Source organism: Streptomyces sp. (genome assembly GCF_035645055.1).
In the GTDB taxonomy this organism is placed as follows: Bacteria; Actinomycetota; Actinomycetes; order Streptomycetales; family Streptomycetaceae; genus Streptomyces.
Genome location: NZ_DASQNH010000034.1, coordinates 1 through 26,040, shown reverse-complemented (window position 1 = coordinate 26,040; position 26,040 = coordinate 1). Strand labels below are relative to the sequence as shown.

Below are 26,040 nucleotides of genomic sequence, written 5' to 3'. Positions count from 1 at the left end.
TTGGACATGCCCCACCCGGAAGGGGTGTACGCGCGTGCCCGCACTTGTGCTGCTCGGTGCTCAGTGGGGTGACGAAGGCAAGGGAAAGGCGACGGACCTGCTCGGTGGTTCCGTCGACTATGTGGTGCGCTACCAGGGCGGCAACAACGCCGGCCACACGGTAGTCGTGGGTGACCAGAAGTACGCCCTCCACCTGCTCCCTTCCGGAATCCTGTCCCCCGGCTGCACGCCGGTCATCGGTAACGGTGTCGTCGTCGACCCGTCGGTCCTGCTCTCCGAGCTGAGCGGGCTGAACGAGCGCGGCGTCGATACGTCGAAGCTCCTGATCAGCGGTAACGCGCACATCATCACGCCGTACAACGTGACCGTCGACAAGGTGACGGAACGCTTCCTCGGCAAGCGCAAGATCGGCACGACCGGCCGCGGTATCGGCCCGACCTACGCGGACAAGATCAACCGCGTGGGCATCCGGGTCCAGGACCTGTACGACGAGTCGATCCTCCAGCAGAAGGTCGAGGCGGCGCTCGACGTCAAGAACCAGCTGCTGACCAAGCTCTACAACCGCCGCGCGATCGCCGTGGAGCAGGTCGTCGAGGAGCTGCTGGGCTACGCCGAGCAGATCAAGCCGTACGTCGCCGACACGGTGCTGGTCCTCAACCAGGCGCTGGACGAGGACAAGGTCGTGCTCTTCGAGGGCGGCCAGGGCACCCTGCTCGACATCGACCACGGCACGTATCCGTTCGTGACCTCGTCGAACCCGACCGCGGGCGGCGCCTGCACCGGCGCCGGCGTGGGCCCGACCCGGATCAGCCGCGTCATCGGCATCCTCAAGGCGTACACGACCCGCGTCGGCGCGGGTCCGTTCCCGACCGAGCTGTTCGACGAGGACGGCGAGGCGCTGCGCCGGATCGGTGGCGAGCGGGGCGTGACCACCGGTCGTGACCGCCGCTGCGGCTGGTTCGACGCGGTGATCGCCCGCTACGCGACCCGGGTGAACGGCCTGACCGACTTCTTCCTCACCAAGCTGGACGTGCTCACCGGCTGGGAGCAGATCCCGGTCTGCGTCGCCTACGAGATCGACGGCGAGCGTGTCGAGGAGCTGCCGTACTCGCAGACCGACTTCCACCACGCGAAGCCGGTCTACGAGATGCTGCCGGGCTGGAGCGAGGACATCAGCAAGGCGAAGTCCTTCTCCGACCTGCCGAAGAACGCCCAGGCGTACGTGAAGGCGCTGGAGGAGATGTCCGGCGCCCCGATCTCCGCGATCGGCGTGGGCCCGGGCCGGGACGAGACGATCGAGATCAACTCGTTCATCTGATCCACACCCGGAGAATCCCGGCTGGGCATCGTCCGCGCGTCACAGCGCGGCGATGCCCAGCGGTGGTTTCACCCGCCGTCTGCCGGCGGGTTTTCCGCAGGCGGGTCGGCTCGCGCAGCGCGGCGAACGGCACCGGCTCAGCGGGCCAGGGCCGCCACGCCGGACCGGGCGCCGGGAGAAGCTGGGTCCGCTCGGACTTGTCGGTCCGCTCGGTCTGCCGCATGTCTTCCATGGGACCCGGGGCCCACAGGGTATATGGCGCATATCGGGCATAGGGTGAGGGGTGTACGTCTGCGTCGACAGCAGAGCCGGGACCGGCAGAAGAAGGTGAGTGCGATGCGCGTACTGCTCAAGGCATGCATGGACACGGAGAAGGCCAACGAGGCCATCCGGAACGGCAGCTCGGCGCGGAGATCACGTACACCCCGGTGATGAACCTCGACGACGTACGCAAGGGGCTTTCCCGGCTGGGCCGTTGACCGGACCGGGCGGGACCGGACCCGGCGGGTTCAGCTGAAGACGATCATCGATCCCTGCGCGAGACTCCGCGTCGCCGCCGCGTGCAGCCCCAGCCAGACGTGGCGTTCGCGCGCGAACGGGCTGGGGTCGTACGGGGCGGGTGCGGCGGGCTCCTCCAACTCGGTGGGACCGAGCGGGGGTTGCGGGGCCGCCGGGGGATTGGCGGGGTCGATGCCGAGGATGGGGGCGACGTGCTCCAGCTCGCGCAGCAGGGTCCGGGAGGAGCCCAGCGGCCCGCCGCCCGCGAGGAGTTCGTCGTTGGAGAGCGGGTGCGGGAAGTCGACCGGGAGGTAGGCGCCCGCGTGGTCGTAGTGCCAGACCAGGTGCGACTGCTGGGCCGTCGTCTCGAACATCTCCAGCAGCTGCTCGTAGTCGCCGCCCAGGTCGTCGACCGGGGTGACCGGCAGCCCGCAGATCTGGAGCAGATAGGCCCGGCGCAGGAAGTGCAGCGCGTCGTAGTCGAATCCGGCGACCGGGGCCACCTCGCCGGACAGGCCCGGCATGTACTGGTACACCGGCACCGGCGGCAACCCCGCCTCGGCGAGCGCCTTGTCGTATTGCGCGAGTTCCTCGGCGAACGGGTTGTCCGGCGCGTGGCACAGCACGTCGACGAGCGGGACCAGCCACAGGTCACAGGCCAAAAGAGGGCTCCTCGGGTAGGGGCGCGCGAGGTGTGGTCAGGGCAGCGTAATGGGTGGGGGCCGCACGGGTCCCCTCCCGTACCGGCCCTATACCCACATGAGCCGCCGATGGCCCGCGGACCGCGCCTCAACCGCCGGCCGGGCGTCCGTCAGCCTTTGGCCAGGCGCTTCATCAGGGCGACCGAGTGCGCGTTGTAGGCGCCGACGAGACCCCGCGCGCCGTCGGCGTCTCGGCGGGCCAGGGCGTCCACCAGTTCGGTGTGCCCGGCCCACAACTGCCCGCGCAGATCGCTGAGGCGGCGCAGGTACGGCACGGCGCAGACCCAGGACTGCACCCGCAGCCGGTGCAGGAAGTCGGAGAGGTACGGATTGCCGAACAGGCCGCTCAGTTCGCGCCAGAAGCGCAGGTCGTAGCCGATGAGCACGGTGAGGTCCCCTGCGGCGGCGGCGCGCTGGGCCTCCTCGCCGCGTCGGCGCACGCCCGCGAGTGCGGTCGCCGTGCGCGGGTCGTCGGGGTCGCGGAAGCCGCGGTGGCCGTCGCCGAGCGCCTGGAACATGCCGTCGGTGACGAGGCTGCGGGCCTCGACCAGGCCGCGGAAGTCGTCCATGGAGTACTCGCGGACGTGGAAGCCGCGGTGCTGGTCGGCCTCCAGCAGGCCCTGCGCGGACAGGTCGACCAGCGCCTCGCGCACCGGGGTCGCGGAGACGCCGTACTGGTCGGCGATCTCCTTGACCGTGAACTCCTGCCCCGGCTGGAGCCGCCCGGCCAGCACCTCGTCCCGCAACGCGTCCGCGATCTGCTGCCGCAGGGTGTTACGGGTCACAGCGCCGCTGCCGCTGGTGCCGGGCATGGTGGGGGAACTCCCTCGTGCGTTCGAATGGCGGGGGCACATATGTGCCTATGAGCACGCCACCTTACGCGGTCCCCCCACCGGGAGCGCCGGGCCTGCGCCACGTACGTGCCGGGCCTACACCACGTACTCGTCCGCCACCGTGAGCGCCGCGTCCAGCGCCGCCAGGCCCTCCTTCAGCTCGGCCTCGGTGACGTTGCACGGCGGGACGACATGGGTGCGGTTCATGTTGATGAAGGGCCAGATGCCGTGCGCCTTCGCGGCGGCGCCGAACGCGGCCATCGGCGCGTTCGCCTCACCGGCCGCGTTGTACGGCACCAGCGGCTCGCGGGTCTCCCGGTTCCGCACCAGGTCCAGCGCCCAGAACATGCCGACGCCGCGCACCTCGCCGACGCTCGGGTGCCGGTCGGCCAGCTCGCGCAGCCCCGGCTCCACGACCTCGGCGCCGAGCCGCGCCGCGTGCTCGACGATGCCCTCCTCGGCCATGACCTGGATCGTCGCGACGGCGGCGGCGCAGGCCAGCGGGTGCCCGGAGTAGGTGAGCCCGCCGGGGTAGGGCCGCCTGGCGAAGGTCTCCGCGATGGCGCCGGAGATCGCGACGCCGCCCAGCGGGACGTATCCGCTGTTCACACCCTTGGCGAAGGTCATCAGGTCGGGAGTGACGTCGAACAGGTCGGCCGCGAACCACTCGCCGGTCCGCCCGAAGCCCGCCATCACCTCGTCGAGGACGAAGACGATCCCGTACTTGTCGCAGAGCTCCCGCACTCCGGCGAGGTAGCCGGGCGGCGGCACCATGATCCCGGCCGTGCCGGGGACGGTCTCCAGGATGATCGCGGCGACGGTCTGCGGCCCCTCGAAGGCGATCGTCGTCTCCAGGTGCTCCAGCGCCCGCGCGCACTCCTGCTCCTCGGTCTCCGCGTAGAAGCGGGAGCGGTAGAGGAAGGGCGCCCAGAAGCGCACGACACCGGCCGCGCCGCTGTCGGAGGCCCAGCGGCGCGGGTCGCCGGTGACGTTGATCGCCTGCTGGGTGCCGCCGTGGTACGAGCGGTACGCGGAGAGCACCTTCGGGCGGCCCGTGTGCAGCCGGGCCATCCGTACCGCGTGCTCGACGGCGTCGGCGCCGCCGTTGGTGAAGAAGATCTTGTCCAGGTCCCCGGGGGTCCGCTCGGCGATCAGCCGGGCCGCCTCCGACCGCGCCTCGATGGCGAAGGCGGGCGCGAAGGTGGTCATCTTCGCCGCCTGCTCCTGGATCGCGGCGACGACCTTCGGGTGCTGGTAGCCGATGTTGGTGTACACGAGGCCGCTGGTGAAGTCGAGGTAGCGCTTGCCGTCGTAGTCCCAGAAGTACGACCCCTCGGCGCCGGCGACGGCGAGCGGGTCGATGAGCTCCTGCGCGGACCAGGAGTGGAAGACGTGCGCGCGGTCCGCGGCCTTCACGGCGGCGCCGGCCTGGGGGTCGGGATGAGGGGTCATGCGGCCGAGCGTAAATGTCCGCGATGTGGACGCGGTATCGGCGTCCTGTCTGTGGTCGGGGGGGTTCCGCGACAGGTTGTCGACCGCGGGGCCCACCGGATGGCCGGAGCCTATTGACAGGGTGCTGTCGAAATGACAGCCTGCTGTCATCGGAATCCACCGGGATCCCGCTGGAGGAGGAACCATGAGCCGCAAGCCCGTCCACCTCGCCGTCTACGACACCCTCGCCGACTGGGAGCCCGGCCACGCCACCGCGCACCTCGCCCGCGCGGGCCACGACATCCGCACCGTCGGCCCCGCCACCGCCCCCGTCCGCACCATCGGCGGGCTGCGCGTCCAGCCCGACCTCGCCCTGGCCGACGTACGCCCCGAGGACAGCTCGCTGCTGATCCTCCCGGGCGCCGACCTGTGGGACACGAGTGACGACCTCGCCCCCTTCGCCCGCAAGGCCCGCGAGTTCCTCGACGCCGGCGTCCCCGTCGCCGCGATCTGCGGCGCCACCGCCGGACTCGCCCGCGAGGGCCTGCTCGACGACCGCGCCCACACCAGCGCCGTCTCCTTCTACCTGGCCGCCACCGGCTACCGGGGCGGGGAGAAGTACGTGGACGCCGACGCGGTCACCGACGGCGGGCTGATCACCGCCGGTCCCACCGAGCCGGTCGCCTTCGCCCGGGAGATCCTCGGCCTGCTCGGGGTCTACGAGGGCGAGGTGCTGGACGCCTGGTACCGCCTCTTCCACGACTCCGACATCGAGGCGTACGCCGTCCTGGAGCAGGCCGGGGCGCTGTGAGCCGGGGCCGTCAGGACCTGTTCAGCCGGAGCGCGATCGGCGTGTTCCGGCTGAACGGCCAGTTCCTGTCCGTCGCCGAGGAACTGGCCGGGCCCGCCGGGCTGACCGCCGCCCGGTGGCAGGTGCTGGGCGCGGTGCTGCGTGAACCGCTGCCGGTGGCCGGGATCGCCCGCGCCATGGGCATCACCCGCCAGAGCGTCCAGCGCATCGCCGATCTGCTGGTGGCGCGGGGCCTCGCCGAGTACCGGCCCAACCCCGCCCACCGCCGCGCCAAGCTCCTCGCGCCGACCGAGGCGGGCCGGGCCGCGATCGACCGGATCCAGCCGGGGCACGCGGCCTACGCCGACCGGCTCGCGGAAGTCTTCGGCGAGGCGGAACTCGCCGCGGCGGTGGCGGCTCTGGAGCGGCTGTCGCGGGTGCTGGACGAACTGGGGCCGCCGTCCGCACCTGTTACGGAACCGTAGAGGGCACCCCGTACGACTCCCCTGGGGGCCGCACTATTCTCGGCCTGTTGCTCACCTAGGGGGAGGCGGTGGGGATGGAGAGACTGGGGCCCGGGGATCCCGAGCGCGTCGGCGTCTACCGGCTGCTGGGGCGGCTCGGCGCCGGCGGCATGGGGCAGGTCTATCTGGCCCGGTCGGACCGGGGGCGGACCGTCGCCGTCAAGCTGGTCCGCGAGGAGCTCGCCGCACAGGAGGAGTTCCGGGGGCGGTTCCGGCAGGAGGTGCGGGCCGCGCGGCGGGTCGGCGGCCACTGGACCGCGCCCGTGCTCGACGCCGACACCGAGGCCGCCGTGCCCTGGGTCGCCACCGGATACGTCGCCGGACCCAGCCTCCAGCAGGTCGTCGGTCACGACCACGGGCCGCTGCCCGAACGCTCGGTACGCATCCTCGCCGCCGGGCTCGCCCACGCCCTCAAGGACATCCACGCGGCGGGGATCGTGCACCGCGACCTGAAGCCGTCCAACGTCCTGCTCACCATCGACGGCCCGCGCGTCATCGACTTCGGCATCGCCCGCGCCCTGGAGACCGTCACCGACGGCGGCCTCACCCGCACCGGCGCGCTGGTCGGCTCGCCCGGCTTCATGGCGCCCGAGCAGGTGCGCGGCGACCGCGTCACCCCCGCCTGCGACGTCTTCTGCCTGGGCTCCGTCCTCGCCTACGCCGCCACCGGGGCCCTGCCCTTCGGCGGCGCCGACAGCGGCGTGCACGCCCTGATGTTCCGCATCGCCCAGGAGGAGCCCGACCTGGAGCGGGTCCCCGAGGGCATCGCCGACCTCGTCCGCGACTGCCTGCGCAAGGACCCCGCCGCCCGCCCCACCCTCGACCACGTCCTGGAGCGCACCGGCGCGGAGGACACCGTCTCCGACGGCCGCGCCCTCGACCCGTGGCTGCCCAGCGCCCTGGTCGCCCAGCTCGGGCGGCACGCGGTACGGCTGCTGGACACGGAGAACCCGGAGACCGCGGGGGCGCCGCCGGAGCACACGGCGGCGCAGGAGCCGGACGTCGCGGGCGGACCGGCCCTGGCCCCCGCCGAAGACCCGGGCGGGGGCGGGCCGCTCGGCGCGGCGGGTACGGGAGTGCCCGCGGCGGGCGCGGGAGCGCCCCTGAACCACCTCCCGGCCATGACCGCCGGCCAACCGGCCACCCCGGGACAGGCCACCCCGGGAACCCGGCCGCCCGCACCCCCGGCCGTCCCGACCACCCCGGACGTCCCACCGCCCGCCCACCCCGCCTACGGCACCCCGCGGACACCGCCCGCCCCGGCCGGGCCGTCCCCGCAGGGCCACCCCCCGCAACAGCCGTACGGACATCCCCACCAGGGTTACGGCCATCCCCAGCAGGGTTACGGCCATCCCCAGCACGCCTACGGCTACCCCCAGCCGCCGAACCAGGCGTACCCCTCACCGCCGTACGGCGGTCACGCCCCGCACCCCGCCCCCTACGGCGACGGCCTCGGCTCGACCCCGCCGTACGGGCCCGCCCCGTACGGGACCTCGCCGTCCGCCCCGTCCCAGGAGCCGTCCCGCAGGAACGGCCGGGCCACCGCGCTGCTCGTCGCCGTCGCGGTGGTCGTGGCGCTGGCGGCGGGCGGCACGGTGTACGCGCTGATGAACGGGGACGGCGACGCGAAGGCGCCCCCGTCACCGAGCCCGACCACGACCGGAGGCCCGACCACCCCCGGACCCACCTCGCCCACCCCGTCCCCCTCCCCCTCCCCGTCGGCCTCCTCCGCGGAGCAGGACGGCGCGATCCCGGCGGACTACCTGGGCACCTGGACCACCACGATCGAGAACGCGGACGGCACGCACACCCGCACGCTGACCATCCGGCAGGGCGAGCCCGGCGACGCGGTGCTGTCGCTCACCGCCGACGGCGCCGACTACCACTGCGTCTTCGAGGCGGAACTGAGCGGGGAGCCCGCCGGGGACGGCCCGCTGCCGATCGGCCCGTCCACGGTGACGGTCGGCGAGCCGCGCACCTCGTGCAGCCCCGGAGAGGCCACGGAGATCACCCTCATCTCCCCGGACACGCTCCAGCGCGTGAACACGAGCACGGGGGAGAAGCTGACGTACACCCGCCAGTGACCCCCCGGGACCACCCTTGAGGGCACCTCACCGCGGCTCGGGCGGCCGCTGCCGGGGCATGTTCGGCCGGGCGGGCCCGGGCGGCATCGGGAACCGGCCGTGCGGGCCCCCGGCGTCCACCCGCGGGCCCACCGCTACCGCCGCCTGGAGGCCCAGCGGCGCCGACCCGGTGCGGAACTCCACCATCCAGTCGGCGGTCTCGGTGCGCACCAGCTCGGTCACGTCCTCGCAGAACCGCCGCAGCACGCCCAGGCACCGCTCGGCCGCCTCGCTCGCCGTCCCCTCGGTGGGGCCCAGCACCTCGCGCACGCTCTCCGCGGCCCAGTCGAACTGAAGGGCCTGCAATCGGCGCTGCACGGCCTGCGCGGTGGCCACGTCCCTTATCCACCCCGAGGTGACCCCGAAGAACCGGTCGACGGCCACGCAGGCGACGGCGAGCATCAGCGCCAGATACCCCCAAGGGGCGACCCCGCCCAACACCCCGGTCAGATCCAGCAGCGGCAGCGCCGCGCCCGCCACCGCCCCCGCCGCAGCGCCCGCGCGCAGCGCCCGCGCCCCGCGCCGCTTCCAGATCCGGTCGGCGAGATACCAGGCCGCCGTGTCCAGGGCGCCGCGCTCCACCCAGCGGTACAGCTCGTCGAGACGCCGTGCGGGTTCGGCCCAGTCCCCGAGCGGAAACGGCCGCCCGGTCAGATCGCCCGGCCGCAGCCCGGCCGCCCCCTCGCCCCGCCCGTCCTGAGGCGGCCCCTCGGGCTGCATCTCCGGCTGACCCACCCGGCACTCCCTACTGCTGCTGATGGACGCTGACGTGCCGGAACCTTCCTACCGCCCAATGGGTGGCGAAGGTGAAGCTTTCATCGCTTTTCCGCCCGGAAGGGGGTCTTGATCAGGTATAGGCCACGGAGATAACTCACTCGAAAGAGTGCTGGGGCGACGGCCGCGCGGACCACGTAGGCTCGTGCCAGGTGGAAAAAGCCGTACGAAAACAGGAGCTGATCGTGATTCCCGGTGGTGGCCAGCCCAACATGCAGCAGCTGCTCCAGCAGGCTCAGAAGATGCAGCAGGATCTGGCACGCGCCCAGGAGGAGCTGGCGAACACGGAGGTCGACGGGCAGGCGGGCGGCGGCCTGGTGAAGGCCACGGTGACCGGCGCCGGCGAGCTGCGCGGCCTGGTCATCGACCCCAAGGCGGTGGACCCGGAGGACACCGAGACCCTCGCCGACCTGATCGTCGCGGCCGTCCAGGCGGCCAACGAGAACGCGCAGTCCCTCCAGCAGCAGAAACTCGGCCCGCTCGCCCAGGGCCTGGGCGGCGGTGGCATCCCAGGCCTGCCCTTCTGACCTCCGGGTCCCCCGCCCTGCCTTTCGAAGACGGGCACGCGGCATCTACCGTACGTATTGAAGGCACCCCAGGAAGGACGGCAGTCCGTTGTACGAAGGCGTGGTCCAGGACCTCATCGACGAGCTGGGGCGACTGCCCGGCGTGGGTCCCAAGAGCGCCCAGCGGATCGCCTTCCACGTCCTCCAGGCGGAGCCGACGGACGTACGCCGTCTCGCCCAGGCGCTGCTGGAGGTGAAGGCGAAGGTCCGCTTCTGCGCGGTGTGCGGCAACGTCGCGCAGGAGGAGCACTGCGGGATCTGCCGCGACCCGCGCCGCGACCCGTCGGTGATCTGCGTCGTCGAGGAACCCAAGGACGTGGTCGCGATCGAGCGCACCCGCGAGTTCCGCGGCCGCTATCACGTCCTGGGTGGGGCGATCAGCCCCATCGAAGGTGTCGGCCCCGACGACCTGCGTATACGAGAACTTCTCGCGCGGTTGGCCGACGGGACGGTCACGGAGCTGATCCTGGCCACCGACCCGAATCTGGAGGGCGAGGCCACGGCCACGTATCTCGCTCGCATGATCAAGCCCATGGGCCTCAAGGTCACCCGCCTGGCCAGCGGCCTCCCGGTGGGTGGCGACCTGGAATACGCGGACGAGGTGACCCTCGGCCGCGCCTTCGAGGGGAGACGACTCCTAGATGTCTGACGCCACGCTGCACTCCACGACGCAGGACCCGGACGACTTCGCGGTCCAGATCGCGGACCAGATCGAGAGTTTCCTGGTGGCCGTCACGGAGGTCGCGAAGGGCGACGAACCGGACTCGGCGGTCCCCTTCCTCCTCCTGGAGGTCTCCCAGCTGCTGCTCGCCGGGGGCCGCCTCGGCGCGCACGAGGACATCGTCCCCGACGATCGCTACGAGCCCGACCCGGGCCCCGAGCCCGACGTGGACGACCTCCGCGAGAACCTCGCCCGCCTCCTGGAGCCCATCGACGTCTACTCCGAGGTCTTCGACCCGTACGAGCCCCGCAAGGCCCCGGTCCCGGCCCGTATCTCGGACGACCTCACCGACGTCATCACCGACCTGCGCCACGGCATGGCCCACTACCGCGCGGGCCGCACCACGGAAGCCCTGTGGTGGTGGCAGTTCTCCTACTTCTCCAACTGGGGCGGCACCGCCTCCGCGACCCTGCGCGCCCTCCAGTCCGTGGTCGCCCACGTCCGCCTGAACCAGCCCCTGGAAGAACTCGACGGCCTGGACACGGACCAGGGCCTGGGCGACGACACCTTGGAGATCGAGGCCGGCCGGGTCATGGAACAGGAGATCCTGGGCCCACTGGGCCTGGGGCCCGTCAAGAACTAGCCCGGCGGCGATCGGGGTCCATCTTCCGCACCACCGCCGACAGCGTCCCCGCCGCCACGAACGGCGCGGTCGCTGCCGGCCCGCTGTACCACCGCGGCGGTCACGTGTTCCCGTCCAGCGCCGGAATCCCGACGCAGGTCACCGTGTCCGACCCCCGCGCCCCCAACCGCCGCAACAGCTCCGCCAGGAGTCCGCCCCCCTCCTCACCGCCACTGAACGACCACCCTCCGCACCGGTGGGCATCGATTTCGCGAGTCTGGGCAGGGAGTGTCCTTGGCGGCGTCCGACGTCTCACCATGCGGGAGCGCGGGGGTGGAATTCGGACGCTCGTTAGACTGAGCCGACCCGCAGTACACCGTCGTATATGCGGAAAGAACACACAGCGAGCGAGGAGCGCACGTGGGCCTTGTCGTGCAGAAGTACGGAGGCTCCTCCGTAGCCGATGCCGAAGGCATCAAGCGCGTCGCCAAGCGGATCGTGGAAGCCAAGAAGAACGGCCACCAGGTGGTCGCCGTGGTTTCCGCGATGGGCGACACGACGGACGAGCTGATCGATCTCGCCGAGCAGGTTTCCCCGATTCCTGCCGGGCGCGAGCTCGACATGCTGCTGACCGCCGGAGAGCGGATCTCCATGGCACTGCTGGCCATGGCGATCAAAAACCTGGGCCACTCCGCCCAGAGCTTCACCGGAAGCCAGGCAGGTGTCATCACCGACTCGGTCCACAACAAAGCGCGGATCATCGATGTCACGCCGGGCCGTATCCGGGACTCGCTGGACGAGGGCAACATCGCCATCGTCGCCGGGTTCCAGGGCGTCAGCCAGGACACGAAGGACATCACCACGCTGGGGCGCGGTGGGTCCGACACCACGGCGGTGGCCCTCGCGGCCGCCCTCGACGCCGAGGTGTGCGAGATCTACACCGACGTCGACGGTGTGTTCACCGCCGACCCGCGGGTGGTGAAGAAGGCCCGGAAGATCGACTGGATCTCCTTCGAGGACATGCTGGAGCTGGCCTCGTCCGGGTCGAAGGTGCTGCTCCACCGGTGTGTGGAGTACGCCCGTCGCTACAACATCCCGATCCACGTCCGCTCCAGCTTCAGTGGACTTCAGGGCACGTGGGTCAGCAGCGAGCCGATCAACCAAGGGGACAAGCAGGTGGAGCAGGCCATCATCTCCGGTGTCGCGCATGACACCTCCGAGGCCAAGATCACGGTCGTCGGTGTGCCCGACAAGCCGGGTGAGGCCGCCGCCATCTTCCGTACGATCGCCGATGCCGAGATCAACATCGACATGGTCGTGCAGAACGTGTCCGCCGCGTCCACCGGGCTGACGGACATCTCGTTCACGCTGCCGAAGACCGAGGGCCGCAAGGCCATCGACGCGCTGGAGAAGAACCGGTCCGGCATCGGCTTCGACTCGCTGCGCTACGACGACCAGATCGGGAAGATCTCGCTGGTCGGCGCGGGTATGAAGACCAACCCGGGCGTGACCGCCGCGTTCTTCGAGGCGCTCAGCGACGCCGGCGTGAACATCGAGCTGATCTCGACCTCCGAGATCCGCATCTCGGTGGTCACCCGCGCCGACGACGTCAACGAGGCCGTGCGCGCCGTGCACACCGCCTTCGGGCTGGACTCCGACAGCGACGAGGCCGTCGTCTACGGAGGCACCGGCCGATGACCGGACCCTGGCGGCAGGCGGGAAGGTGACGCCAGGACCTGGGCCGACGCTCGCGGTCGTGGGAGCGACCGGGGCCGTCGGCGCGGTCATGCTCCAGATCCTGTCCCAGCACAAGGACATCTGGGGCGAGATCCGGCTCGTCGCCTCGCCGCGCTCGGCCGGCCGCAAGCTGGCCGTGCGCGGCGAGCAGGTCGAGGTCGTGGCCCTGTCGGAAGAGGCCTTCGACGGGGTCGACATCGCCATGTTCGACGTACCGGACGAGGTGTCCGCGCAGTGGGCGCCGGTCGCCGCCGCCAAGGGCGTGGTGGTCGTCGACAACTCCGGCGTCTTCCGGATGGACCCGGACGTGCCGCTGGTCGTCCCCGAGGTCAATCCGCACGCGGTGCGCCTGCGCCCGCGCGGGATCGTCGCCAACCCGCACTGCACGACCCTGTCGATGATCGTCGCGCTGGGCGCGCTGCACGCCGAGTTCGGGCTGCGCGAGCTGGTGGTGTCGTCGTACCAGGCGGTCAGCGGGGCGGGCCGGGCCGGGGTGGAGACGCTGCGTGCGCAGCTGTCCCTGGTCGCCGGTACGGAGCTGGGCACCAGCCCCGGCGATCTGCGCCGGGCGGTCGGCGACCGGACCGGGCCGTTCCCGGAGCCGGTGGCGCTGAACGTGGTGCCGTGGGCCGGGGAGCCGCGCGCGGACGGCTGGTCGTCGGAGGAGCTGACGTTGCGGGACGAGTCCCGCAAGATCCTCGGGCTGCCGCGGCTGCCGGTCGCGGTGACCTGTGTCCGGGTGCCGGTGGTCACCGCGCACGCGCTGACCGTGCACGCCCGCTTCGAGGACGAGATCACGGTGGACCGGGCGCGGGAGATCCTGGCCACCGCGCCGGGCGTGGTGCTCTACGACAATCCGGCGGCGGGGGAGTTCCCGACGCCCGCCGACGTGGTGGGCACCGATCCGACGTGGGTCGGGCGGGTGCGCCGGGCGCTGGACGATCCGACGGCGCTGGAACTCTTCGTCTGCGGCGACAATCTACGCAAAGGCGCCGCGCTGAACACCGCGCAGATCGCCGAGCTGGTGGCCGCGGAGTTTTCGTGAGAGCTACCGCTCACGAAAAAACTCCCGGCGATGACCTGATCCGTTTGTAGGATCTGCGTAACAGAATTCCTCCTCGTTTTCCGCAACCGCGCGGAGGGCGGGGAGCGTCTATGCGGTCGCCCTTCCGGGGTGTGGGGACCGTGAACGAGGCGTGGGGACGCGTCGTTCTTATCGGACATAGGGGAAGTGCGGGACGCATGACGGCATTTGGGGCACCGAGGGCTGTGCTGCCTGACGCGAGAATGAACGTGACGCTCGGCGCGTACAACCCTCTCGGGGGGAAACACGTCCAACTGGCGTGGCAGAGGTTCTCGATTTCCCCGCGCCGACGCGCGGCACGGCTCTGCGGCCGGTCCGTCGGCCGCTTCGCACCCGCATGCCCGGCGCGCCCGGCGGCATGCCGGTGATCGCGCCCATGCCCGCAGCGCGGCCCGCCCGCATCCCCAGCCAGCGCGACGGCGCCGAGTACGCCGAGGAGACCAAGGCCGCCGGCACCACCGTCGACCACCTCACCGAGACGTACCGCGCCCACTACCGCTCCCTGCTGGGTCTCGCCGCCCTCCTCCTCGACGACACCGCCTCCTGCGAGGACGTCGTCCAGGAGGCGTTCATCCGCGTCCACTCCGCGCGCAAGCGGGTCCGCGACCCGGAGAAGACGCTCGCCTATCTGCGGCAGACCGTGGTCAACCTGTCCCGCTCGGCCCTGCGCCGCCGCATCCTCGGCCTGAAGCTCCTCTCCAAGCCGATGCCGGACATGGCGAGCGCCGAGGAGGGCGCGTACGACCAGCTGGAGCGCGACGCTCTCATCAAGGCGATGAAGGGACTCCAGCGCCGCCAGCGCGAGGTCCTGGTGCTGCGCTACTTCGCGGACATGACCGAGGCCCAGGTAGCCGAGACCCTCGGCATATCGCTCGGCTCGGTGAAGGCGTACGGCTCCCGCGGTATCGCGGCCCTCCGCGTGGCGATGGAGGCGCCGGCATGACAGGCCCGGGCCCCGAAGAACAGGGGCGCCGCGAGCCGCGCGCCCCGCACGAGCCGGGTGAATCCCGCGATCCGACCGAGGCGACACCGGAGCTGGCCGAGGTGACACCGGAGCCGGCCGAAGCGGATTCCGCGGATTCCGCGGATTCCGTGAGTTCCGCGACCGCCGAGCCGGCCGGGACCGCCGAGACGGCGTCTGAGCTGACCGAAGCGCACGAGCAACAGCCGAACCAACCGCACGCTGGGAACGGAACTGTGAACCACGGCCCCGATGAACAGGGCCCCGACGGGCTCGACTCGGACGAGCTGGCACTGCGCAGGCTGCTGCACGGCGTGGTGCAGGACATCGAACCGCGCGACGGCACGCTGGAGCACCTGCGGCGGGCGGTGCCCGCCCGGCGGGCGCGCAAGCGGCAGGCCGTCGTCGGCATGGCCGCCGCCGCGCTGTTCGTCGGCACGGCCGTCCCCGCCCTGGTGCACGTCTCCAACGCCACCGGCGGTGACGCCAACCCCTCCATCGCCGGCCACGGCTCCCAGGCCCAGGGCGGCACCAGCGAGGGCAAGAGCACCGAGGGCACGGGCGGGAAGACCGGCGGTTCCTCCGGCAAGACGGAGGAGAAGGACAAGGGCGGCAAGGAGGAGCACGACAAGGGAAAGGGCGGCAGCACCGAGAGCGGTTCCGGCGACAGTGCCGACCCGTCGGCCCCCAGCTCCGAGTCGGCCGCGCCCTGCACCGTCGACCAGCTGGGCGCCACCGGCTGGGCCGACGCCCCGGACTCCATGGGGACCGTCTACGGCACCTTCCGGATCACCAACATCTCCGGCGGCAGCTGCACCGTCAGCGGCCCCGGCTCGCTGATCCCGCTCGCCCAGGGCGCGGCCGACCCCGCCAGGATCGGCCAGGCCTCCCATGTCGCCGGCGACCCGGCGGCGAGCCTGCCCGACCCGTCCGTGGAAGTGCCGCAGCTGGTGCTGCTGCCGGGGGCGGCGTACGAGGTGCGGTTCGCCTGGGTGCCGTCCGAGACCTGCCCCACCGACAGCGGCCCGCCGCCCACCGGGGGCGAGACCGGCGACCCGTCGCCCGACCCGACGCCCACCGAGTCGCCCGACACCTCCACGGAGGGCACCTCCACGGGCGGCGACACCAGGACGACGACCCAGCTGTTGACCGAGGACGGAACGGTCGACGGCAGTGTGGCCGTGTCGTACACCGCGGAGGCGGGCGCGGCGACCAGCGTGACGGTGCCCAACGCGTGCGCGGGGACCGTCTACCGCACCGGACTGCTGCCCGCCTCGTGAGGCGACGGACGTCGTAAGACGCTCAGGTGCCGGACGGGCTGGGGACCCGCTCCTCCTCGTCCGGCACCAGGCCCAGCTCCGCGTCCCGGGCGAACTCCGCCTCGCGCCGCAGCAGCCGGAACCACATGAAGACGACGAAGCCCGCGAAGACGAACCACTCGCCGGTGTAGCCGAGGTTCTGGAACGCCTTCAGGTCGAGACCGGTGTCCGGGGTCGCCGCCACCGGCACCGTCCTCATACCGGCGTCCCCCCGGTTCAGGGTGATCCAGGCGTCATGGACGTCGTACGGCACCAGGTTGACCAGCGAGGCCGCGCTGATCGCGGCGGTCTGCCCGGACGGCAGCCCGCCCGCCGCGCTGACCCCGTCCTCGCCCGGGTTCTCGGACGCCTGGAGCGCCCCCGTGACCGTGACCTCGCCGGACGGCGGGGCGGGCGCCTTCGCCGGGTCGGCGGCACCGGGCAGCCAGCCCCGCACCACCGGCAGGGCCTTGCCGTCAAAGGTGCGCAGCAGGGTCAGCACATAGAAGCCGCGCCTGCCGTCCAGCTCGCGGTCGGGGACGAGCAGCTGCTCACCGTAGGTGCCGGTGGCGGTGGTCTGCTTGCCCACGGTCGCCTTGTCCACCGGCAGCAGCTCGGCCAGCGGCCGGGCCGCCTCCCGCTGGTTCGAAGCGGCCTGCTCGGTCGCGCCGCGATGGCTGTCGACCCGGTCCTCGAACCGGCTCAGCTGCCAGGACCCCATGAACACGCAGAAGGGGATGGCGAGCAGCACGAAGACGTTGATGCACCACCAGCGGGGCGTCAGCAGAAACCGGTACACGCCCTCAACGGTACGGGGACGGTGGGGGACGCCCGCCGCGGGGGTCGGGAAGTTATCCACAGGCTGGGGGCCGCGCCAGCGGAATGTCGGTGTGGCCGGGCAGTATGGGGTCATGAGTGAGAGCAACGGGGTCGCCGCGCCGCAGCGGACCGAGGACATGGCCGACATGCCGGACTGGGAGAAGCGCTTCAGGGCGCCGCGGGTGTCACTGCCCGACTGGGCGGAGGACGCCCCGGACCGCTCCCTGTTCGTGTCCAACGCGACAGGGACGTACGAGCTGTACGCCTGGGACCGCGCGACCGGCGAACAGCGCCAGGTCACCCACCGGCCGAACGGCACGACGGACGGCGTGCTCTCCCCGGACGGCGCCTGGATCTGGTGGTTCGACGACAAGGACGGCGACGAGTTCGGCGTCTGGCGCCGCCAGCCCTTCCAGGGCGGTGAGGACGAACTGGCGGTGCCCGGCCTGGACCCGTCCTACCCGGCGGGCCTGGCCCTCGGCAGAGACGGGCGTACGGCGGTGATCGGCCGCTCCACCGACGAGGACGGCACCACGATCCACCTGGCCCGCGAGGGCGAGGCACCGGTGGAGATCTACCGCCACCGCGAGTCCGCCGGCGTCGGCGACCTCTCCCACGACGGCACGCTGATCGCCGTCGAGCACACCGAGCACGGCGACGCGATGCACTCCGCGCTGCGCGTGCTGCGCCCCGACGGCAGCACGGTCGCCGAGCTGGACGACACCAAGGACGGCACCCGGGAGCTGGGCCTGGAGGTGCTCGGCTTCGCTCCCGTGGCCGACGACACCCGGCTGCTCGTCGGCCATCAGCGGCGGGGCCGCTGGGAGCCGCTGGTGTGGGACGTGGCGACCGGCGAGGAGACCGACCTCGCCCTGGAGCTGCCCGGCGACGTGAGCGCCGAGTGGTATCCGGACGGCTCGGGACTGCTCATCGGCCACAGCTTCGAGGCCCGCAGCGAGCTGTTCCGCTACGACTTCGCCACCCGCCGCCTGGAGAGGATCCCCACCCCGCCCGGCACCGTCTCCGGCGCCACGCCCCGGCCCGACGGCAGCGTGGAGTACCTGTGGTCGTCGGCCGCCGAGCCGTCGGCGGTGCGGTCGACCCGCGGCGGCGTCGTCCTCGACCCGCCCGGCATGAAGTCCCCGGGCTCCGTCCCGGTCGAGGACGTCTGGGTGGAGGGCCCCGGCGGCCGCATCCACGCCCTGGTGCAGAAACCGGCCGGCGCCACCGGCCCGCTCCCCACCGTCTTCGACATCCACGGCGGCCCCACCTGGCACGACAGCGACTCCTTCGCGGCCGGCCCGGCCGCCTGGGTGGACCACGGGTACGCGGTCGTGCGCGTCAACTACCGAGGCTCCACCGGCTACGGCCGCGCCTGGACGGACGCCCTGAAGCACCGCGTCGGCCTGATCGAGCTGGAGGACATCGCGGCGGTCCGCGAATGGGCCATCGCCTCGGGCCTGGCCGACCCCGCCCGCCTGATCCTCACCGGCGGCTCCTGGGGCGGTTATCTCACCCTGCTCGGCCTCGGCACCCAGCCGGACTTCTGGACCCTCGGCATCGCAGCCGTCCCGGTCGCCGACTACGTCACCGCCTACCACGACGAGATGGAAGCCCTGAAAGCCATGGACCGCACCCTCCTCGGCGGCACCCCCGAGGAGGTCCCCGAGCGCTTCGAGGCGTCCTCCCCGATCACCTACGTCGACCAGGTCAGGGCCCCTGTCTACATCTCCGCCGGCGTCAACGACCCCCGTTGCCCCATCCGCCAGATCGACAACTACGTCAAGCGCCTCCAGTCCCGCGGCGCCGTCCACGAGGTCTACCGCTACGACGCCGGCCACGGCTCCCTGATCGTGGACGAACGGATCAAGCAGATCAAGCTGGAACTGGACTTCGCGGAGCGGCACCTGAAGGGAGCCACGGCCTGACACCGGGCACCCATCCCAGCCCGTCCGGCGCTTGAGGGCGAGGCCGTCCAGGCCGACGGGGTCTGGGGGGCGGCCCCGCCGGGGTTCAGGGGCGGAGCCCCTGGCGGGGTCGCGGGGTGGGCACTCGAGTGGGCACTCGGGTGGGCGTGCCGGGGGCGGACCCCCGGGGACGGGAGGGGGTAAGGGCCGCGGGGGCGAGAAGCACCAGGCGTCACAGCCCGCCGCGCTCCCGGCTCCGCCGCCCCAGCAGCTCCGCCAACCCCCGCCGCGTCGCCGCCAGAACGACACGGTCACCGTCCTTGAGGACGTAACCGTCGGGCAGGTCCCAGACCAGCCCCGACAACCGCCCGGCGGAGCCCTCGCCCTCCTCCCCGCCGTCCCCCACCGCCCCGGTGCCCAGCGCCAGCACCCGCCACGCCCCGGGCCGAAACGCCTCCGCCACCGTCCGCCCCTCCAGCCGCGGATGCCCGCCCACATCCACGGCGGCGAACAGCAGCACCCGCCGCTCCACCGGAATCGCCCCCAGGATCTGCCGCCCGAACATCGCCCCGGCGAACGCGGGCGCCGCCAGATGCGACACACTCCGGCTGCGGGTGAGGGCGTGGGGATGCGCGGCCCGCAGGGTGCGGTACACGGCGGTCGCGAAGTCGTCGTCGTACAGCCGCAGCACCACCCGCAGATCGGGCCGCACCGACCGGGCGTACAGCGCGGCCTCCAGGTTGGTGGTGTCCGCGCTGGTCACCGCGAGCAGGGCATGCGCCCGATGGATCTTGGCGGCCTCCAGCACACCCTCCTGGGTGACATCACCGAGCACCACCGGCACCCGCAGCCGCCGCGCCGTGGCGAGCCCGCGCGCCTCGGGATCGGACTCCACGCACACCACCGGGATGTGCAGCTCGCGCAGCCGGATCAGCACCCGGGTGCCGATCTTGCCGAGCCCGAGCAGCACCACATGCCCGCCGAGCCCGCGGGGCGGCTTGCGCAGCGCGGAGGCGCTCCGGAAGGTGCCGAGGCCTTCCAGCACGGCCGCGAGCAGCACCGGCAGCAACAGTAATCCGACCAGCCCGGACAGCAGTTGGAGCACCTGGCGTGCGGTGGACTGCTGAAGCGCGGGCTCGTTGATCGCGAACAGGTCGAGCAGGGTCACGTAGGTGGCGTGGAGCAGATGCTCGCCGGTGACCACCTTCAGCGCCACGGCCAGCGCGATCACACACACCACCAGCCCGAACAGCGACCATCGCAGCCGCCGCGAGAACAGCGAGGCGAACGGCAGCGCCCCGCCGCGGCCCGTGCCCTGGGCGGGCCCGGAGTACGACACCTGCTCCAGCACCACGGCGCCCCGCCCGGTCGCGGCCCGCACGGTCGCCGCGTCCGGCAGCAGCTGCGGTCCCTGCTCCCCGCTGCCCTCGGAACCGTCGGCGCCGGCCGGGTCGTTGGCGGTCGCGGAGAGCAGCGCGAGGGTGGCCAGTCCCGGATCGGCCACTTCGCCGGGCGCGGGCGGCGGCCGTTCCACGGCCCGCAGCAGCAGCCCTTCGGTCTGGACGACCTTGCTGGTCCCGGCGAGCGCGGTGGCGGCGAGGGCGGGTGCGGCGGTGTCGGCGTCGGACAGTACGGTCGTGGAGGCGTCGTAGCGGGCGGCTCCGTCGCCGAGGGCGAGGGTGGCGGCCTGGTCGAGCAGTTCCTCGATGTGCTGGCCCAGCCGTCGGTTGTAGAGGCGCAGGACGAGCCGGATCCGGGGGTTGATGCGGCGGGCGGCGAGTGCGGCGCGGATGTTGGTCTCGTCGTCGTCGTACACCAGGGCCAGCGCGGTCGCCCGCTCCACACCGGCTTCGGCGAGCACGGCCTCGGTCAACTCGGTGGCCTGGACGACCCGTTCACTGCCGACCGGCTCGGGCGCACTGTTGCCACTGCCACTGCCACTGCCACTGCCGTTGCCGTTGCCGTTGCCACCCCTGCCCACCGCCGCGTTCACCATCCGGTCGAGCAGCGCGGCGGACGCGGCGCGGGCCCGTCCGACGACCGGCCGGCGCACCCGGCGGCCGGAGGGCGGGACGACGAGGGTGACCTGTTCGCGGTAGACGAGCCGCAGTTCGGCGGCGAGCCGGTGCGCGAGTCCGTCGTCGCCGCACACCACCATGTGCCCGGTCGTGTCACGCGGCTGACCCTGATTCGGAACGCTCCCCATGTGAGGGAACACTGCCCCGATGAGGCGGGTGGTTCCAGGAAGTGTCTGAACGTCCGATCCCGCTCCGACGTACTGACCGACGTGGCCGAAACCACCGACACCGCCCACACGCCCGGCACCACCGACACGCCCGACACCGCCCACACGCGCGACACCACCGACACCGCCTACGGAACAGAGACCCCCCGACGTCTCGACTCCTCCCTCCTCCTCGCCCTCCTCCTCCCCCTGCTGTTCCTCCTCCAGGACCCGCTCCGCCGCGCCCTCGGCGCCCCGGTGATGCAGGCCTGGACGACGGTGTTCGTGGCGGTGGTCGTCCAGGCGCTGCCCTTCCTGGTCCTCGGGGTGCTGCTGTCGGCGGTGATCGCCGTGCTCGTACCGCCCTCCTTCTTCGCCCGTGCCCTCCCGGCCCGTCCGACGGCGGCGGTGCCGGTGGCGGGGCTGGCGGGCGCGGTGCTGCCCGGCTGCGAGTGCGCCTCGGTGCCGGTGGCGGGCGCGCTGATGCGGCGCGGCGTCACCCCGGCCGCCGCGCTGGCCTTCCTGCTCTCCGCGCCCGCGATCAACCCGGTGGTGCTCACCGCGACGGCGGTCGCCTTCCCCGGCGCGCCGGAGATGGTCCTGGCCCGGTTCGCCGCCGGGCTGCTGGTCGCGTGCGCGATGGGCTGGCTGTGGCAGCGGCTCGGCCGCGCCGACTGGCTGCGTCCGCCCTCCCGGGGGTCGTACGAGGGGCAGGGGCGGGGTGCGGCGTTCTGGGGGTCGGTCCGGCACGACGTACTGCACGCGGGCGGCTTCCTGGTGCTCGGCGCGACGGCGGCGGCGACCCTGAAGGCGGTGGTGCCGGACGGCTGGCTGCGCGCGGCGGCCGGTCATCCGGTGGTGGCGGTGCTGACGCTCGCCCTGCTGGCCGTGGTGCTGTCGATCTGCTCGGAGGCGGACGCGTTCGTGGCCGCGTCCCTGTCCCACTTCAGTCCGACCGCCCGCCTGACGTTCCTGGTCGTCGGCCCGATGGTGGACCTGAAGCTGGTCGCGATGCAGACGGCCGTCTTCGGCCGCGGCTTCGCCCTGCGTTTCGCGCCCGCCACCTTCGCGGTCGCGGTGGCGGGCGCGGTACTGACCGGGGCGGTGCTGCTGTGAACCGGGCGGCGCAGACGGCGGTGCTGTTCCTGCTGGGAGCGGTGGTCCTGCACACGGGGGCCGGTGAGGTGTCCCTGCGGTATGTGAAGGAGGGGCTGCGGCCGTTGCTGCTGGCGGCGGGCGCGGTGCTGGTGGCGACGGCGGGCGCCACGGCGTGGTACGAGCGCGGACGCCACCGGACTCCCGGCACGGCGGGGAACACTCACCATGGCGCGGCCCGTCACGCGCCCCCGATCGCCTGGCTGCTGCTCCTCCCCGTCCTCGCCCTCGTCCTGGTCGCCCCGCCCGCCCTGGGCTCCTACAGCGCCCTGCGCACCGGCACCGCGCTGCAACGGCCGCCCGCCTTCGCTCCGTTGCCGCCGGGCGATCCGGTCCGGCTGGGCCTGTCCGACTACGCGGCCCGCGCGGTATACGACCGCGGCCGCTCCCTCGACGGCCGCCGCGTCCGCGTCACCGGCTTCGTCGCCCTCGCCCCCGACGGCACCCCCTACCTCGTCCGGATGACCCTCAACTGCTGTGCCGCGGACGCCCAGCCGGTCAAGGTCGCCCTCGACGGGCGGGTCCCGCCCGTCCTGGAGCCCGACGGCTGGCTGGAGGTCACCGGTACCTACAGCGCCCGCCGCACCGAGGACCCCGTCAACGGGGGGCCCGTGCCGTACCTTCAGGTCGACCGCGCCCGTCCGGCCCCGGCGCCCAGGGACCCGTACGACGCGGCCTGGAACAACTGACGCGGACGGACGCCCGCCACCGGTCGTACCTCAGTGGACGGACAGCCCCCCGTCCACGAACAGCGACTGCCCGGTGATGTACGCGGAGGCGCCGCTCGCCAGGAACACCGCCGCGCCGGCGAAGTCCTCGGCGAGCCCGTTGCGGCCGCTCATCGTGCGGGCGGCGAGTTCGGCGACCTTGGCGGGATCGGAGGCCAGCCGTTCGTTGAGCGGGGTCAGCACGAAGCCGGGCACGAGCGTGTTGCAGGTGACGCCGTGCGGCGACCAGGCCTCCGCCTGGGACCGGGCCAGCGACTCCAGACCGCCCTTGGACACCCCGTACGCGCCGCTCTGCACGAACGCCCGGTGCGCCTGCTGCGAGCTGATGTGGATGATCCGCCCGAAGCCCCGCTCGGCCATGCCGGGCCCGAAGCGCTGCCCGAGCAGGAAGGGCGCCTCCAGGTTGACGGCCATGACGGCGTCCCAGACGTCGTCGCCGAGTTCGCCGAGCGGCGGACGCAGATTGATCCCCGCGGAGTTCACCAGGATGTCCGGCTCCCCGAACACCGCGGCCGCCTCCTCGGCGGCCGCCCGCACCCCGTCCCGGGTCCGCAGGTCCGCGCTGACCCACCCGGCCCGGCACCCGTCGGCGACCAGCTCGTCCACGGTCTCGGCCAGCTGCCGCTCCCGCCGCGCCATCACCACGACCCGGGCCCCGGCCCGCGCCAGCGCCCCCGCGACCGCTCGCCCGATGCCGGAACTGCCTCCGGTGACGAGGGCGACCCGGCCGTCGAGCGAGAAGAGGCCGGACAAGTAGGTCTGTGAACTCATTTCCCCACCCTTGGATCGACGGACGAACTCGAGCAACCTACGCCCTGGTGACCTGGCGGCGCGTCAGTGCCCCGTCACCGCGGCCGGCTCCCGCTGAACGCGGGGGATTCGGCGGCGCCCCCGCAGGGCAGTCCAGCGATGACACCGCACCCGCTCACGACTGGACTGGAGGACGCGTGAAGGTCACCGTCGATCCCGGCCTCTGCTACGGCTCCGGCGACTGCGTCTACCGCGCACCGCACGTCTTCACGACGGTGGACGGCTTCGGAGCCGTCCTGCCGGGCCAGGAGGAGACCGACGACCCGAAGGTCCGCGAGGCGGCCGAGGGCTGCCCGTCCCAGGCGATCAGCCTCACCACCTGACCCGGCGGGCGGACGGCGGGCCGGAGGCGGGCCGCCTCACTTCGGCCAGCGCCACCCGTACGCCGCCAGCGCCCGGGCCCGGGCCTCCGCGACGGCCATGCGGGCGGTGCGTTCCGCGGTGTCGTTGTGGGCCGGGCTGCCGGTCACCTGGCCCTCCCACTTGCGGTAGAGGAGGCCGGGTGCGCGGGTGAACCAGCCGCGGCTGACCGCGTCCAGGGCGAGGAGCAGCCCGGTGTCCTCGGAGGCGGGCAGGGCCATCCAGCCGCCGAGGGCGAGGACGAGGTCGCGGCGGGCGAAGAGGGAGGCGGGGTGGACGGGGGCGCGGTAGTCGTTCGCCGCCCAGGCGGCGAGGACGGTGCCGGGTTCGAGGGGGCCCTCGTCGGGGTCGCCGGGGAAGACCGCGGTGGAGCCGTCCGGGAGCAGGTCGAGGACGCGGGAGGTGGCCCAGCCGAGGGCGGGGTCCGCTTCGAGGGCGGCGAGGTCGCGGGCGAGCGCGCCCGGGGTGAGCCGGTCGTCGGCGTCGAGGACCTTCACGTACTCCCCGTCGGCGCGCGCGAGCGCGAGGGTGCGGGCGACTCCGGGGCCGCCGGGCCGACCCTGGCGGAAGGAGACACGGGGGTCGTCGGGGACGTGGGGGAGTACCTCGTCGGTGGCGCCGTCCTCCTGGATCAGCCACCGCCACTCCCACCCGCCGGGCAGCCGCTGGGCGCGCAGCGACGCGTAGGCCTCGGGCAGGAACCGTGCCGACGGGGCGTGCACGGCGGTGACGACGATGACGCGCCGGTTCACGGCGGCGCTCACCACCTTTCCAGACGCGTGGTGAACCGCAGTTCGGTGCGGTCGCCGGGCAGGGTCGTGAAGGCGACGTCGACCACGCGGCCGTGGATGTCGTACGACGTCTTGCGCAGCAGCAGTACCGGGCTGCCGGGCGGCAGGTCCAGGTCGCGGGCCTCCTGCGGGGTCGGCGGGCGGGCGGTGACGTGTTCCTCGACGCGGTCCACCTCGATGCCGACGGTGTGCAGCTGGCTCTGGGTGCCGCCCGGCCACGGCTCGTTGGACTCGTCCAGCAGCTGCGGGTTGGCCTCGATCAGATCGCGGCGGAGGTAGGAGGTGACGAGACTCAGGGGGGCGGATTCACCGGTGTGCCGGGTGCGGTAGGCGCGCTCCAGCAGGGGGGTGCCGGCCGGGACGCCGAACGCCTCGGCCAGCTCCGGCGTCGCGTCCGTGTGCCGGTACCGCGCGGAGAACATCAGGTCGTCGGTGGCGAGTCCGGTGTCGCGCTCGGTGGCGCCGGTGCCCGCGCGGGCGTCTCTCGGCTGCCGGGCGCGGTCCTTCTCCCACTGGTGGCGGCTGTTGTCGCGGACGGCCGGGGCACGCCGCGGCCGTCCTGCGTCCGTTGTCTCTTCGTACGCCTGGGACACCGCCCCAGCCTAGGCGGACGGGTCGTCGGTTCCCCGGCATGACCGGCCGTTCCCCGGCATGACAGCGCCCGATCGCTGGTGACGGGGGATACACCAGCGATCGGGCTGACACCCAGCCTAACAAGCCTGCCTGCGTGACGGGAGCCGACTGCTCGGGCCCGCCGACAAGGTGTGAGCGGGATCACGCGATCGGGTGTGCTCACCGGTCGCACGGCGGGTCGTAGGACAGACGCGGGAGGTACTCGTTCCATTTCTCCCGGGTCAGTACGCCCCGCGTGGTGGAGCAGATGTGCCGGATCGCCGTGTCGACGTCGAGATTCCACAGCCGCACGGTGTCGGTGCCGCTGGACACGCCGAGCATATGGGCGGCCGGGCTGAAGGAGAGGAAGTTGCCGGTCTTGGCGTTCGGGCTCATCGACTGGCCGATCGGCGCCGCCTCCGCCGGGCTCGCCACGTTCCACAGCCGGACCGTGTTGTCGTTGCCCCCGCTCGCCAGGGTGCGGCCGTCCCGGCTGAAGGTCAGCGACACGACCGCCTCGGTGTGCCCGGTGAGGGTGGCGGCCCCGCGGGCCCCCGCGACCGGGTCGGAGAGGTCCCACAGCCGGACCGTGTCGTCGTCACCGCCGCCCGCGAGGGTCTTCCCGTCGGGGCTGAAGGCCAGCACGTTGACCGGGCCCCGGTGGTCGGTGAGCGGCGCGCCGAGCCCGGTGGCGCGGCGCGGGTCGGTCACGT

The 26,040-nt window shown here is 72.8% G+C and carries 26 protein-coding genes; 16 read left to right on the top strand and 10 right to left on the bottom strand.

Annotated features, from left to right (window positions below; translation table 11 throughout):
- Positions 1-34 precede the first annotated feature (34 nt).
- Both VE614_RS11405 and VE614_RS11400 read left to right on the top strand, forming a co-directional pair.
- Positions 35-1,318 carry an adenylosuccinate synthase gene (locus tag VE614_RS11405; RefSeq protein WP_324935369.1) on the top strand — a complete coding sequence of 428 codons (1,284 nt, stop codon included), beginning with the start codon at positions 35-37 and terminating at the stop codon, positions 1,316-1,318.
- A gap of 356 nt (positions 1,319-1,674) precedes the next feature.
- Entirely contained in the window at positions 1,675-1,797 is a 123-nt protein-coding gene (locus tag VE614_RS11400) for a hypothetical protein (protein ID WP_324935488.1), read from the top strand.
- A gap of 30 nt (positions 1,798-1,827) precedes the next feature.
- On the opposite strand, the gene VE614_RS11395 is transcribed toward VE614_RS11400, so the two are convergent.
- The 3 genes from VE614_RS11395 to VE614_RS11385 all read right to left on the bottom strand — a co-directional run bounded on the left by VE614_RS11395 (position 1,828) and on the right by VE614_RS11385 (position 4,802).
- Positions 1,828-2,478, bottom strand: coding sequence for a hypothetical protein (locus VE614_RS11395; protein ID WP_324935367.1), 651 nt, complete (start codon positions 2,476-2,478; stop codon positions 1,828-1,830).
- A 149-nt stretch (positions 2,479-2,627) separates the two neighbouring features.
- Positions 2,628-3,329, bottom strand: coding sequence for a GntR family transcriptional regulator (locus tag VE614_RS11390; RefSeq protein WP_324935366.1), 702 nt, complete (start codon positions 3,327-3,329; stop codon positions 2,628-2,630).
- A gap of 117 nt (positions 3,330-3,446) precedes the next feature.
- Positions 3,447-4,802: an aspartate aminotransferase family protein gene (locus VE614_RS11385; RefSeq protein ID WP_324935364.1), complete on the bottom strand. Its 1,356-nt coding sequence runs from the start codon at positions 4,800-4,802 to the stop codon at positions 3,447-3,449.
- 184 nt (positions 4,803-4,986) lie between these two features.
- Between VE614_RS11385 and VE614_RS11380 the strand changes: the two genes are divergently transcribed.
- The 3 genes from VE614_RS11380 to VE614_RS11370 all read left to right on the top strand — a co-directional run bounded on the left by VE614_RS11380 (position 4,987) and on the right by VE614_RS11370 (position 8,179).
- Positions 4,987-5,592: a type 1 glutamine amidotransferase family protein gene (locus tag VE614_RS11380; protein ID WP_324935362.1), complete on the top strand. Its 606-nt coding sequence runs from the start codon at positions 4,987-4,989 to the stop codon at positions 5,590-5,592.
- Positions 5,589-6,056, top strand: coding sequence for a MarR family winged helix-turn-helix transcriptional regulator (locus VE614_RS11375; RefSeq protein WP_324935360.1), 468 nt, complete (start codon positions 5,589-5,591; stop codon positions 6,054-6,056). The genes VE614_RS11380 and VE614_RS11375 overlap by 4 nt, the downstream gene beginning before the upstream one ends.
- Before the next feature lie 74 nt (positions 6,057-6,130).
- Complete coding sequence (locus VE614_RS11370) at positions 6,131-8,179, top strand: serine/threonine-protein kinase (RefSeq protein WP_324935358.1); 2,049 nt, start codon at positions 6,131-6,133, stop codon at positions 8,177-8,179.
- Positions 8,180-8,206: 27 nt separating this feature from the next.
- Here VE614_RS11370 and VE614_RS11365 read toward each other — a convergent pair whose 3' ends face one another.
- The gene (locus VE614_RS11365; protein WP_324935356.1) at positions 8,207-8,953 is read right to left on the bottom strand and encodes an SLATT domain-containing protein; all 747 of its coding nucleotides are present in this window, start codon (positions 8,951-8,953) and stop codon (positions 8,207-8,209) included.
- 224 nt (positions 8,954-9,177) lie between these two features.
- On the opposite strand from VE614_RS11365, the gene VE614_RS11360 reads away from it, so the two are divergent.
- The 7 genes from VE614_RS11360 (at position 9,178) to VE614_RS11330 (ending at position 15,903) form a co-directional block, all read left to right on the top strand.
- Positions 9,178-9,519: a YbaB/EbfC family nucleoid-associated protein gene (locus tag VE614_RS11360; RefSeq protein ID WP_324935478.1), complete on the top strand. Its 342-nt coding sequence runs from the start codon at positions 9,178-9,180 to the stop codon at positions 9,517-9,519.
- An 88-nt stretch (positions 9,520-9,607) separates the two neighbouring features.
- Positions 9,608-10,207, top strand: a complete 600-nt coding sequence (gene recR, locus VE614_RS11355; RefSeq protein WP_324935354.1) for a recombination mediator RecR — start codon at positions 9,608-9,610, stop codon at positions 10,205-10,207.
- Positions 10,200-10,862 carry a DUF5063 domain-containing protein gene (locus VE614_RS11350; protein WP_324935352.1) on the top strand — a complete coding sequence of 221 codons (663 nt, stop codon included), beginning with the start codon at positions 10,200-10,202 and terminating at the stop codon, positions 10,860-10,862. The genes recR and VE614_RS11350 overlap by 8 nt, the downstream gene beginning before the upstream one ends.
- A gap of 399 nt (positions 10,863-11,261) precedes the next feature.
- Positions 11,262-12,539, top strand: a complete 1,278-nt coding sequence (locus tag VE614_RS11345) for an aspartate kinase (RefSeq protein WP_086170279.1) — start codon at positions 11,262-11,264, stop codon at positions 12,537-12,539.
- 25 nt (positions 12,540-12,564) lie between these two features.
- Positions 12,565-13,623 (top strand): aspartate-semialdehyde dehydrogenase, encoded by a 1,059-nt coding sequence (locus VE614_RS11340; protein WP_324935349.1) that lies wholly within the window; start codon positions 12,565-12,567, stop codon positions 13,621-13,623.
- A gap of 376 nt (positions 13,624-13,999) precedes the next feature.
- Complete coding sequence (locus VE614_RS11335) at positions 14,000-14,605, top strand: SigE family RNA polymerase sigma factor (RefSeq protein WP_414719559.1); 606 nt, start codon at positions 14,000-14,002, stop codon at positions 14,603-14,605.
- A 254-nt stretch (positions 14,606-14,859) separates the two neighbouring features.
- A complete protein-coding gene (locus VE614_RS11330; RefSeq protein WP_324935345.1) occupies positions 14,860-15,903 on the top strand; it encodes a hypothetical protein in 1,044 nt (347 codons plus the stop codon).
- Positions 15,904-15,925: 22 nt separating this feature from the next.
- On the opposite strand, the gene VE614_RS11325 is transcribed toward VE614_RS11330, so the two are convergent.
- Positions 15,926-16,720: an SURF1 family protein gene (locus VE614_RS11325; protein WP_324935343.1), complete on the bottom strand. Its 795-nt coding sequence runs from the start codon at positions 16,718-16,720 to the stop codon at positions 15,926-15,928.
- Between the two features lie 112 nt (positions 16,721-16,832).
- Here VE614_RS11325 and VE614_RS11320 point away from each other — a divergent pair, with 112 nt between their 5' ends.
- Positions 16,833-18,668 (top strand): S9 family peptidase, encoded by a 1,836-nt coding sequence (locus tag VE614_RS11320; RefSeq protein ID WP_324935341.1) that lies wholly within the window; start codon positions 16,833-16,835, stop codon positions 18,666-18,668.
- 211 nt (positions 18,669-18,879) lie between these two features.
- Here VE614_RS11320 and VE614_RS11315 read toward each other — a convergent pair whose 3' ends face one another.
- Entirely contained in the window at positions 18,880-20,805 is a 1,926-nt protein-coding gene (locus tag VE614_RS11315) for an NAD-binding protein (RefSeq protein WP_324935476.1), read from the bottom strand.
- Positions 20,806-20,934: 129 nt separating this feature from the next.
- Between VE614_RS11315 and VE614_RS11310 the strand changes: the two genes are divergently transcribed.
- Positions 20,935-21,987, top strand: a complete 1,053-nt coding sequence (locus VE614_RS11310) for a permease (protein WP_324935339.1) — start codon at positions 20,935-20,937, stop codon at positions 21,985-21,987.
- Positions 21,984-22,715 (top strand): TIGR03943 family putative permease subunit, encoded by a 732-nt coding sequence (locus VE614_RS11305; RefSeq protein WP_324935337.1) that lies wholly within the window; start codon positions 21,984-21,986, stop codon positions 22,713-22,715. The genes VE614_RS11310 and VE614_RS11305 overlap by 4 nt, the downstream gene beginning before the upstream one ends.
- A 30-nt stretch (positions 22,716-22,745) precedes the next feature.
- Here VE614_RS11305 and VE614_RS11300 read toward each other — a convergent pair whose 3' ends face one another.
- Positions 22,746-23,525: an SDR family NAD(P)-dependent oxidoreductase gene (locus VE614_RS11300; RefSeq protein WP_324935336.1), complete on the bottom strand. Its 780-nt coding sequence runs from the start codon at positions 23,523-23,525 to the stop codon at positions 22,746-22,748.
- 176 nt (positions 23,526-23,701) lie between these two features.
- Between VE614_RS11300 and VE614_RS11295 the strand changes: the two genes are divergently transcribed.
- A complete protein-coding gene (locus VE614_RS11295) occupies positions 23,702-23,887 on the top strand; it encodes a ferredoxin (protein ID WP_324935334.1) in 186 nt (61 codons plus the stop codon).
- Between the two features lie 36 nt (positions 23,888-23,923).
- On the opposite strand, the gene VE614_RS11290 is transcribed toward VE614_RS11295, so the two are convergent.
- The 3 genes from VE614_RS11290 to VE614_RS11280 form a co-directional block, all read right to left on the bottom strand.
- Positions 23,924-24,676, bottom strand: coding sequence for a glycosyltransferase family 2 protein (locus tag VE614_RS11290; protein WP_324935474.1), 753 nt, complete (start codon positions 24,674-24,676; stop codon positions 23,924-23,926).
- A gap of 8 nt (positions 24,677-24,684) precedes the next feature.
- Positions 24,685-25,308: a UTRA domain-containing protein gene (locus VE614_RS11285; protein ID WP_324935332.1), complete on the bottom strand. Its 624-nt coding sequence runs from the start codon at positions 25,306-25,308 to the stop codon at positions 24,685-24,687.
- A 199-nt stretch (positions 25,309-25,507) separates the two neighbouring features.
- A partial coding sequence (locus VE614_RS11280; protein ID WP_414719558.1) for a WD40 repeat domain-containing protein occupies positions 25,508-26,040 on the bottom strand: 533 nt, incomplete at its 5' end.

What these genes read in the sequence shown, in the direction of transcription:
- VE614_RS11400 (WP_324935488.1), top strand. Translation starts at nt 1,675, where the DNA reads ATGCATGGACACGGAGAAGGCCAACGAGGCCATCCGGAACGGCAGCTC.
- VE614_RS11390 (WP_324935366.1), bottom strand. Translation starts at nt 3,329, where the DNA reads ATGCCCGGCACCAGCGGCAGCGGCGCTGTGACCCGTAACACCCTGCGG.
- VE614_RS11385 (WP_324935364.1), bottom strand. Translation starts at nt 4,802, where the DNA reads ATGACCCCTCATCCCGACCCCCAGGCCGGCGCCGCCGTGAAGGCCGCG.
- VE614_RS11380 (WP_324935362.1), top strand. Translation starts at nt 4,987, where the DNA reads ATGAGCCGCAAGCCCGTCCACCTCGCCGTCTACGACACCCTCGCCGAC.
- VE614_RS11370 (WP_324935358.1), top strand. Translation starts at nt 6,131, where the DNA reads ATGGAGAGACTGGGGCCCGGGGATCCCGAGCGCGTCGGCGTCTACCGG.
- VE614_RS11350 (WP_324935352.1), top strand. Translation starts at nt 10,200, where the DNA reads ATGTCTGACGCCACGCTGCACTCCACGACGCAGGACCCGGACGACTTC.
- VE614_RS11335 (WP_414719559.1), top strand. Translation starts at nt 14,000, where the DNA reads ATGCCCGGCGCGCCCGGCGGCATGCCGGTGATCGCGCCCATGCCCGCA.
- VE614_RS11320 (WP_324935341.1), top strand. Translation starts at nt 16,833, where the DNA reads ATGAGTGAGAGCAACGGGGTCGCCGCGCCGCAGCGGACCGAGGACATG.
- VE614_RS11315 (WP_324935476.1), bottom strand. Translation starts at nt 20,805, where the DNA reads ATGGTGGTGTGCGGCGACGACGGACTCGCGCACCGGCTCGCCGCCGAA.
- VE614_RS11300 (WP_324935336.1), bottom strand. Translation starts at nt 23,525, where the DNA reads ATGAGTTCACAGACCTACTTGTCCGGCCTCTTCTCGCTCGACGGCCGG.